Genomic DNA, 9,062 nt, shown 5'->3' on the forward strand with positions numbered 1-9,062 from the left:
CCGCCGACCGCACCCCCCGCACCCCCGGCGCACACTCCGGCGGCACACGCCCCGGCGGAGGGACCGCACGCCGCGGGTGCGACGGGTTCGGTGTCGTGGGCGGACACGTCGAGTTCCGGTTCCGGGCCGTCGGTGGCGCCGCCCGCGACGGTCTTCGCACCGCCGCTGAGCGGCAGCGACGAGGACGAGCAGGGCACGCCGCCGCCGCGGGTGAGTCCGGAGGCGGCGACCGCGCTGCTGCCGGAGGGCAGCGCCCTGCCGAGGACGCAACTCGCCGCCGCGTTGGACGAGTCGGTGGCACCGCCCGAGTTGCGCGGCCCCCAGCAGGACGGTGGTGCTCAGGGTCCGGGCGCCCCGGGCGGCGGCTCCGGCGGCGGAGTGCACCACGCGGCGACGATGCTCGCCGACCCGAACGCCATGGGGGGCCCGAACGCCATGGGCGGCCCGCCGGTCCCGCCCGCCGCCGGTCGGCCGGGTGGCGCGGCGGACATCGCCGACGCCGACACCAGCCGGGCGCCGCGTCCGGCGCCGCCGGCGAACCCGTCGGCGGGCCGTCCGGTGCGCGGCGCGGGGCCGTCGGTACCGCCGCCGCCCGGCGCGCCCGGTACGCCGGGGGCGCGGGCGAACGCCGGTGCCGACCGGTCGGGCGCCGGTGCGCCGTCGAGTCAGGCCGCTTACCAGGCAACGCAGTTGGTATCGGCGGACGACGTGGCGAGCCAGGGTGCCGGGGTGCGCCCTCCGGAGCCGGCGCCGCCGGTGTCGGGTGGTTCGTCGGGCGGGGTGCACCACGCGGCGACGATGCTCGCCGACCCGAACGCCATGAGCGGCCCGAACGCCGCGAGCGGCCCGAACCCGCCGGCCCCACCGGGCGCGCCCGGGCAGCCGGCGACTCCGCCCGGCGGTTCGTCGGGCGGTTCGTCGGGCGGGGTGCACCAGGCGGCCACGATGCTCGCCGGCCCCGCGCAACCGCCGCACGGCGCGCCCGGCGCCGCCGGGCAGCAGCCGGGTTACGGCTATCCGCCGCCGTCCGGTCAGCCGATGGTGGGCCCCGGCTACATGGCGGTGCTCACGTACCGGGGCGCGGACGGCGCGGAGCAGAAGCTGATCCGCCGTTCGGCGCCCGGCCTGCCGCACCCGGAGTGGCAGATCATGCACGAGCTGCGCGGCATGAACGTGCCGCCGGACCAGGTGCTGGAACTCCACACGGAGTTGGAGTGCTGCGAGCTGCCGGGCGGCTACTGCGCGCGCATGGTCAAGGAGACCTGGCCGCAGGTGCGGATCAGCCACACCACGCCGTACGGCAGCGACCACGCCTCCCGCCAGCAGGGCATGCGCAATCTCATCGAGCACCAGGGTGAGCTGCACCAGGTGGCGGACGCCCCGGCGCGGCCGGCACCGGAGCGGGCGGCGCTGATGCCGGTGCAGCCGGCCCAGCCGATCCCGTTGGACGGCGTCGGCCACGAGTTGGCGCAGTCGTTCGGTCCGCAGGGCGTGTACCGCTTCGACCAGCGGGCGGTGTCCCGCCAGGGTGTGCCGGACGTGGTGGCGCAGACACTGATGTGGGCGGGTCTGCCGCTGGACGTGAGTCCGTTCTTCTGGGCGCAGGCGCAGCCGGGGCGGCCGGTTCCGACGTTGGCGGAGCTGGCGCAGGAACGCGGGGTGCAGCCGGCGGCGGACGCCGCGTCGTACCTGGTAATGGGCAACGACTACGGGCGGCAGCTGTGTGTGCAGTACGGCACGGCGCACATCGTGGCGGTGCCGTTGGAGGCGGGCCCCGGTGGCCAGTCGGTCACGCCGCGCTTCGTGAACACCGGGCTGCCGGAGTTCGTGCGCTGCATGGCCATGCTGGGCCGGATGTGGCCGCTGCGCTACGGCCTGACGCCGGATCAGGCAGGCCGCTGGACGGTGGACTTCCAGCAGCAGCTGGCGGCGCTGGACCCGGCGGCGCTGGGGTCGCCGGAAACGTGGTGGTCGGTACTCCTCGAACAGATGTGGGACGGGCTTCTCTGAGGACGAGGTCGGCTTCCCCGGTGGTGGCGGCTGTGTCGAGCCGGGGGTGATGCCTCATCCTGGGACACCGGTACGGCCGTACTGTCACGCTATGGGCGTTTCGCCCTGGGCGATGTGTGCGGTACGGCGAAGGTGTCCACACAAGGGGTGCACGTTTGTTCTCGGCGCTTTTGACGGCCCCGCCGGCTCCGCCGTCCCCGTCCGGTGTCCAGCCGTCCCGTTCCGCGAGCGGTCCCGCACGTCCCCCTCTCTTCCGGCTGCCCTCGCCCCGGCCGTCGCGGGGCGCGCGGGGCGGCTCCGGCTCCGTGTTCGGCTTCACGACCGTCTGGGGGCGCGGCTACCGGCCGGCGCAGGTCGACGAACGCACGGCGGCGCTGCTCGCCGAGCGGGAGCGGCTGGAGGTCCAGGAGTCCCGGCTGGTGGTGCTGGTCCGGCAGCTGGCGGAGGAGGCGCGGCGGCTGGGCCGTGCGGTGGCCGCGCTGCGGGAACCCTCGTTCGAGCCGCTGGGCGCCCGGGCGCGGCTGGTGGTGCGGCTGGCCGTGGAGGAGGCGGACGAGCTGTGCGGCCGGGCCGCGGCAGACGCGCGGACGCTGCGCGGCGGTGCCAGATCCGCCGGTACGCGGCTGCGGGAGGACGCCGACCGGGCGGCGGCGGAGATCCGTCGCGCGGCGGACGCGGAGGCCGAGGCGACGCTCGCGGCCGCGCGCGAGGAGGCGGCGCGCGTGCTGGTCCGGGCGCGGGCGGACGCTGCCCGCGTCGAGGAGGAGGCGGCGGCGCGGCTGGAGCGGGCGCGTCGGGAGTGCGCTCGACTGCTGGCCGTGCAGGCGCTGCGGCAGCGGGTGGCGGAGCACCGGCTGGAGGGCCGGCTGGCCGTCGACGAGGCGGCGGTGCTCGAGGTGGTGGCGCGACTGGAGGCGCGCGGTGCGGCGCTGCTGGCGGAGGCCGAGCGGGCGCTGCGGCTCGCCCGTCGGGCCGCGGGCCGGCGGTTGGCGGAGGCCGAGGCGCAGGCTGCCGAGCTGCTGACCGAGGCGTCGGCGCGGGCGTCGCACATCAACCGCGCCGCCGAGCGTGACCGGCGCCACGAACGCTCACCGCGGCGCGCGGTGGAGCGCGACCTGGCCCGGACGAGGGCTGTGCTGGAGGCGCTGACCGGCCGGAACGCGCCACCGGGGGCCGCCGGCGGCGCTCACGGGGGCGTCACGCCGGGAGACGACCGCGGGCCGTCGGCCGGTATCCTGCGGGTGACATCCACCCGAAGCCGAAGGGCACACCCGTGAGCGCCATCCGCCCGGCAGCCGTCGTCGTTCTCGCAGCGGGTGAGGGCACCCGCATGAAGTCGGCGACCCCGAAGGTTCTGCACGAGATCTGCGGGCTCTCGCTCGTGGGTCATGTCGTCGCCGCCTCCCGTGAACTCGACCCGGAGCACCTGGTGGTGGTCGTCGGGCACGCCAGGGAGCAGGTCGCGGACTATCTCGCCGGGTTCGACGCCGAGGCGCGGACGGCGGTGCAGGAGGAGCAGAACGGCACGGGTCACGCGGTGCGCATGGGCCTGGAGGCGCTGGCCGCCGACGGCGTGGAGCTGCGCGGCACGGTCGTGGTGACCTGCGGTGACACCCCGCTGCTGACGGGCGCCACGCTGCGCTCGCTGGCCGAGGCGCACGCCGCCGACGGCAACGCGGTCACCGTCCTGTCGGCGGAGGTGCCGGACGCGACGGGTTACGGCCGGATCGTGCGCGCGGCGGACGGCAGCGTCACGGCGATCGTGGAGCACAAGGACGCGGACGGCGCGCAGCTGGCGATCCGGGAGATCAACTCCGGGGTGTTCGCGTTCGACGCGGAGCTGCTGGTCGAGGCGCTGGGCAAGGTGCGCACGGACAACAGCCAGGGCGAGGAGTACCTGACCGACGTGCTGGGCATCCTGCGGGAGGCCGGGCACCGGGTGGGCGCCGCGGTGGCGGCCGACCACCGGGAGATCGCCGGCATCAACAACCGGGTGCAGCTCGCGCAGGCCCGCCGGCTGCTGAACGACCGGCTGCTGGAGTCCGCGATGCTGGCCGGGGTGACGGTGGTGGACCCGGCGACGACCTGGCTGGACGTGGCCGTGACGGTCGAGCCGGACGCGGTGGTCCTGCCCGGCACCCAGCTGCTGGGCGCGACGCATCTGTCCGCGGGGTGCGAGGTCGGGCCGAACACGCGGCTGACCGACACCCACGTGGGGCCGGGCGCGGTGGTGAGCAACACGGTCGCGGTGGGCGCCCGGGTGGGCCCCGGCGCGTCGGTGGGGCCGTACGCGTACCTGCGGCCTGGCACGGTGCTCGGTGAGCGCGCGAAGGCGGGCACGTACGTCGAGATGAAGAACGCGACGATCGGCGAGGGCACGAAGGTGCCGCACCTGTCGTACGTGGGGGACGCGACGATCGGCGACTTCAGCAACATCGGTGCGGCCAGCGTCTTCGTGAACTACGACGGCGAGCACAAGCACCACACGACGGTCGGCTCGCACTGCAAGACCGGTTCGGACAACATGTTCGTGGCGCCGGTCACCATCGGGGACGGCGCCTACACGGCGGCCGGTTCGGTGATCACCAAGGACGTGCCGCCCGGGTCGCTGGCCGTGGCCCGGGGGCAGCAGCGGAACATCGAGGGCTGGGTGGCCCGCAAGCGTCCTGGCAGCGCGGCCGCGCAGGCGGCGGCCCGTGCCGAGGGCGGCCCGGACGCCGCCGGCGAGGCCGGCCGGGGCAAGGGGCGGGGCTGACCCAGGTGTCGGAAGAGATCGTTGGCATGGCCATTGACGGGGGCACCCGCCCCCTTCGCCGGCCTTCCGGGAGAGGGCGTACGGTGATAGGCGCACACTCGGCAGAATCCAAGGAGACGGTGCAGTGACCGGGATCAAGACGACCAGTGAGAAGAAGCTGATGCTCTTCTCCGGCCGCGCCCACCCCAAGCTGGCGGAGGAGGTGGCCGAGGAGCTGGGGGTGGACCTGGTCCCCACCAAGGCGATCGACTTCGCCAACGGCGAGATCTACGTCCGTTTCCAGGAGTCGGTGCGCGGCGCGGACTGCTTCCTGATCCAGAGCCACACGGCGCCCATCAACAAGTGGATCATGGAGCAGTTGATCATGATCGACGCCCTGAAGCGGGCGTCGGCGCGCAGCATCTCCGTGGTCATCCCGTTCTACGGCTACGCCCGCCAGGACAAGAAGCACCGCGGCCGGGAGCCGATCTCTGCCCGGCTGATGGCGGACCTGCTCAAGGCTGCGGGCGCCCACCGGGTGCTGAGCGTGGACCTGCACGCCGACCAGGTGCAGGGCTACTTCGACGGACCCGTCGACCACCTGTTCGCGCTGCCGGTCCTCACCGACTACATCGGCAAGCGTGTCGACCGGTCGAAGCTGACGGTGGTCTCCCCCGACGCCGGCCGGGTGCGGGTCGCCGACCGCTGGGCCGACCGGCTGGGCGCGCCGCTGGCGATCGTGCACAAGCGCCGCGACCCGGACGTGGCGAACCAGGTGACCGTGCACGAGGTCGTCGGTGACGTGCGCGGCCGGGTGTGCGTGCTGGTCGACGACATGGTCGACACCGGCGGCACGATCTGCGCGGCCGCCGACGCGCTGTTCGCGAACGGCGCCGAGGACGTGCTGGTCACCGCGACGCACGGCATCCTCTCCCACCCCGCGCCGGACCGGCTGAAGAACTCCAAGGTCAGCGAGTTCGTGTTCACCAACACCCTCCCCACCCCGGAGGAGCTGGACATCGACAAGATCAAGGTGCTGTCCATGGCGCCGACGATCGCCCGCGCGGTCCGGGAGGTCTTCGAGGACGGCTCGGTCACCAGCCTCTTCGAGGAGCAGGGCTGACGGGTCCCGCCCGACTGATCGATTTACGGTGCGGCCTCCGCCCCGGGTAGCATGCGCGTGTTGCTCGGCGAGGGAGGCCGCACCGCTTTGCGTGCGGCGGTCCGTTATCGACGCGCTCTTCGTAGCAGGTCCGTCGTGGCCGGGTGACGCCCAACGGATCCGACGACTACGAGGAGCGTGTTCCATGGCTGACGTCAAGATCAGCGCGACCATCCGCAACGAGTTCGGCAAGGGCGCGTCCCGCCGTCTGCGCCGCGAGGACAAGGTGCCCGCCGTCATCTACGGCCACGGCACCGAGCCGGTCCACGTGGCTCTGCCCGGCTACGACCTGATGATGGCCCTGAAGACCTCGAACGTCCTGATCACCCTGGACATCGAGGGCCGCGAGGAGCTTGTCATCCCCAAGGCCGTGCAGCGCGAGGCCATCCGCGGCTTCCTCGTCCACCTCGACCTGCTGGTCGTCAAGCGCGGCGAGCAGGTCAACGTCGAGGTGCCGGTGCACACCGAGGGCGACCTGGGCCCGGGCCAGTTCATCCTGGAGCACGTGCTGAACTCGCTGCCGATCGTCGCCGAGGCGACCCACATCCCCGAGTCGGTGACGGCCTCCGTCGCCGGCCTGACCGCCGGTGACAGCGTTCTGGCCAAGGACGTGCAGCTGCCCAAGGGCTCCACGCTGGACGTCGAGCCGGACACCGTCGTCCTCCAGGTCCTGGCCGCGCAGGCCGAGGAGCCGGCCGCCGAGGGCGGCGAGGGCGAAGCCGCCGCCGAGTGACTCCCGCCGGGCCCGTGGACCGTTCGCCGGTCCGCGGGCCCGGTCTCTCTTCCCCGCCCGGTTCTCCGGGCGGTTCCGCCGGCCCGCAGGAGAACAGGCAGCCATGAGCGAGACGTCGACCGGTCCCTGGATCATCGCCGGGCTCGGCAATCCCGGCCCCGAGTACGCCGACAACCGGCACAACGTCGGCTTCATGGTCGCCGAGCTGCTGGCGAGCCGGATGGGCGGCACGTTCAAGGCGCACAAGGCCCGGGCGCAGGTCGTCGAGGGCCGGATCGGCACGCCCGGGGTGGACAGCCGACGGGTGGTGCTCGCCAAGCCGCTGTCGTTCATGAACCTCTCGGGCGGGCCGGTGTCCTCGCTCGCCGACTTCTACAAGGTGCCGGTGGAGCGGATCGTCGTCGTCCACGACGAGCTGGACATCCCCTACGGCGCGCTGCGGGTCAAGCGCGGTGGCGGCGACAACGGGCACAACGGCCTGAAGTCGATCACCAAGTCGCTGGGCCCCGACTATTTCCGGGTGCGTTTCGGTGTGGGCCGACCGCCCGGCCGGATGCCCGTCGCGGACTTCGTGCTCCGGGACTTCTCCGGCACCGAGCGCAAGGAACTGGACTACTTCGTCGACCGGGCGGCCGACGCGGTGGAGACGCTGCTCACCGACGGTCTCGAACGCGCCCAGACGACGTACAACTCCTGACGGCGACGCGGTCGGCCCCGGCCGCGCGCACGGGCGGGGCCGGGGCCGGGACGAGCACCGGGGGTCTACGCGCGGCGGTGGCCGACGAGGCGGGGCTTGGGCTCGAGCCCGTCCAGACCGTGCCAGGCGAGGTTCACCAGATGCGCGGCGACCTCCGACTTCTTCGGCCTGCGGACGTTGAGCCACCACTGCCCGGTCAGCGCCACCATGCCCACCAGCGCCTGCGCGTACAGGGGCGCCAGCTTCGCGTCGAAGCCCCGGGCCTTGAACTCGTGGCCCAGGATGTCCTCGACCTGCGTGGCGATGTCACTGATCAGCGAGGCGAACGTGCCCGTGCTCTGGGTGACGGGCGAGTCGCGGACGAGGATGCGGAAACCGTCGGTGTGCTGCTCGATGTAGTCCAGCAGAGCGAACGCGGCCTGCTCCAGCAGCTCCCTGGGGTGTCCGGCGGTGAGCCCGTCGGTGACCATGTCGAGGAGCTGCCGCATCTCGCGGTCGACGACCACCGCGTACAGCCCCTCCTTGCCGCCGAAGTGCTCGTAGACGACGGGCTTGGAGACACCGGCCTTCGCCGCGATCTCCTCCACCGACGTGCCCTCGAAGCCGCGTTCGGCGAAGAGGACCCGCCCGATGTCCAGGAGCTGTTCGCGGCGCTCCTTGCCGGTCATGCGCCGTCTGGCGGCCCGTCGTCCGGAACCGCTCGGCTTGTCGTTGCTCGGGTTGCCTCTGTCCTCGCTCGCCACGGCACCATCACATCATGCCGGGTCGGCGTCGCCGGGCCGCACCCGCTTGGCCTCCAGGCGCTTGGCCTGCGGCCAGCGCACGTCGTACGCCCAGCCGGCGAGTTCGAACCAGCGGATGAGTCGGGCGCTGGAGTCGATCTGGCCGCGCTGCACGCCGTGCCGGGCGCTGGTCGGGTCGGCGTGGTGCAGGTTGTGCCAGGACTCGCCGCAGGAGAGGACGGCCAGCCACCACACGTTCCCGGAGCGGTCGCGGGACTTGAAGGGGCGCTTGCCGACGGCGTGGCAGATGGAGTTGATCGACCAGGTCACGTGGTGCAGGAGCGCGACGCGGACCAGGGAACCCCAGAAGAACGCCGTCAGCGCGCCCTGCCAGGACCAGGTGACCAGGCCGCCGATGACCGGCGGGATGAGCAGGGAGACGGCCGTCCACAGCACGAACTGGCGGGAGATCCGGCGGATGACCGGGTCCTTGATCAGGTCGGGGGCGTACTTGTGCTGCGGGGTCTTCTCCCGGTCGAACATCCAGGCCATGTGGGCCCACCACAGGCCCTTCATCAGGGCGGGGACGGTCTCGCCGTAGCGCCACGGGGAGTGCGGGTCGCCCTCGGCGTCGGAGAACTTGTGGTGCCGGCGGTGGTCGGCGACCCAGCGCACGACGGGCCCCTCGACGGCAAGCGAGCCGGCGACGGCCAGCGCGATGCGCAGCGGCCGCTTCGCCTTGAACGAGCTGTGGGTGAAGTACCGGTGGAAGCCGATGGTGATGCCGTGGCAGCCGATGAAGTACATGGCGGTCATCAGGCCGAGGTCGAGCCAGCTGACACCCCAGCCCCAGGCGAGCGGCACGGCCGCCACCAGGGCGAGGAAGGGAATGGTGATGAAGAGCAGGAGGGTGACCTGTTCCACGGTGCGCCGCTGGTCGCCGGCGAGGGTGCCGAGCGTTTCGCCGCCCTCGGCAGGGCGGGGGGCGGGGAGCCGGTCGAGGG

At 73.3% G+C, this 9,062-nt stretch carries 8 protein-coding genes; 6 read left to right on the forward strand and 2 right to left on the reverse strand.

The genetic code is table 11. The features are described from left to right. The 6 genes from FNX44_RS19305 to pth all read left to right on the forward strand — a co-directional run. Positions 1-2,010 (forward strand): SUKH-4 family immunity protein (locus FNX44_RS19305; protein ID WP_143649570.1); only part of this gene is annotated, 2,010 nt, incomplete at its 5' end. A gap of 305 nt (positions 2,011-2,315) precedes the next feature. Next, positions 2,316-3,287: a cellulose-binding protein gene (locus FNX44_RS19310; protein ID WP_143649572.1), complete on the forward strand. Its 972-nt coding sequence runs from the start codon at positions 2,316-2,318 to the stop codon at positions 3,285-3,287. After that, the gene (glmU, locus tag FNX44_RS19315; RefSeq protein ID WP_143649574.1) at positions 3,284-4,765 is read left to right on the forward strand and encodes a bifunctional UDP-N-acetylglucosamine diphosphorylase/glucosamine-1-phosphate N-acetyltransferase GlmU; all 1,482 of its coding nucleotides are present in this window, start codon (positions 3,284-3,286) and stop codon (positions 4,763-4,765) included. Before FNX44_RS19310 ends, glmU begins: the two co-directional genes overlap by 4 nt. Before the next feature lie 124 nt (positions 4,766-4,889). Next, entirely contained in the window at positions 4,890-5,867 is a 978-nt protein-coding gene (locus FNX44_RS19320; protein WP_143649576.1) for a ribose-phosphate diphosphokinase, read from the forward strand. Positions 5,868-6,051: 184 nt separating this feature from the next. After that, entirely contained in the window at positions 6,052-6,639 is a 588-nt protein-coding gene (locus FNX44_RS19325) for a 50S ribosomal protein L25/general stress protein Ctc (RefSeq protein WP_143649578.1), read from the forward strand. A gap of 103 nt (positions 6,640-6,742) precedes the next feature. After that, positions 6,743-7,336 carry an aminoacyl-tRNA hydrolase gene (gene pth, locus FNX44_RS19330; protein ID WP_143649580.1) on the forward strand — a complete coding sequence of 198 codons (594 nt, stop codon included), beginning with the start codon at positions 6,743-6,745 and terminating at the stop codon, positions 7,334-7,336. Between the two features lie 65 nt (positions 7,337-7,401). On the opposite strand, the gene FNX44_RS19335 is transcribed toward pth, so the two are convergent. Both FNX44_RS19335 and FNX44_RS19340 read right to left on the reverse strand, forming a co-directional pair. Beyond that, positions 7,402-8,079, reverse strand: a complete 678-nt coding sequence (locus tag FNX44_RS19335; protein WP_143649582.1) for a TetR/AcrR family transcriptional regulator — start codon at positions 8,077-8,079, stop codon at positions 7,402-7,404. Between the two features lie 12 nt (positions 8,080-8,091). Beyond that, positions 8,092-9,062 (reverse strand): acyl-CoA desaturase (locus FNX44_RS19340; protein WP_228450018.1); only part of this gene is annotated, 971 nt, incomplete at its 5' end.

The sequence above is a fragment of the Streptomyces alkaliterrae genome (assembly GCF_007097205.2).
Classification (GTDB): domain Bacteria; phylum Actinomycetota; class Actinomycetes; order Streptomycetales; family Streptomycetaceae; genus Streptomyces; species Streptomyces alkaliterrae.

Bases quoted from the DNA above. Each gene is read 5' to 3' on its own strand.
- FNX44_RS19325 (WP_143649578.1), top strand. From the start codon at position 6,052: ATGGCTGACGTCAAGATCAGCGCGACCATCCGCAACGAGTTCGGCAAG.
- pth (WP_143649580.1), top strand. From the start codon at position 6,743: ATGAGCGAGACGTCGACCGGTCCCTGGATCATCGCCGGGCTCGGCAAT.